The 465-nt window shown below is 62.6% G+C and carries 2 protein-coding genes; both read left to right on the top strand.

Annotated elements, in window-relative coordinates:
- Window positions 1-274, top strand: a 274-nt coding sequence (locus AC3DE3_RS17290) for a hypothetical protein (RefSeq protein ID WP_488370852.1), incomplete at its 5' end; no start/stop codon positions are given.
- Window positions 271-465, top strand: a 195-nt coding sequence (locus AC3DE3_RS17285) for a hypothetical protein (RefSeq protein WP_488370851.1), incomplete at its 3' end; no start/stop codon positions are given. The genes AC3DE3_RS17290 and AC3DE3_RS17285, both read left to right, overlap by 4 nt.

Genomic DNA, 465 nt, shown 5'->3' with positions numbered 1-465 from the left:
GATCAACGACGCGCTCGCCAGCGCACTCGACTACGCCCAGCGGACAGGGCGCAACCCCATCGTGCGCATCGTCATGACATGGGGCACGATCATCGACGCGCCCAGCACAAATGTCGTCGGTGGCATGTTGCAGGTCACCGACATGAACGGCGCGCTGGTCTTCATCGACCCGCACTGCGTCGGCATCATCGCTGGCGGGCTGGCCCCGGCCCCGGACGGCGCTGAGATCGACATTCAGGAAGGCGAACTCGTTACCCCGAAGGTAACGCAGTGAGCTACCTCGATCAGGGGTGGGTCGTTTGCCCCGATGGCGGGCCGCATCGCATCGTGCGCATGCAGCCTGCTTCATTCTTCCCCCATCACGATATCGTTTCGTGGTGGGAGAAGGACGCCAACATCCTCCACGTGAACAAGGAGGTCTACGAGACGCTGGAGAAATACTATCAGCACGCGGCTCTGCGCACC

The sequence above is a fragment of the Dietzia sp. IBK-p2-16D genome, assembly GCF_057773085.1.
Note: the sequence above shows the minus strand (reverse complement) of the source record. Positions and strands in the feature narration are given on the sequence as shown.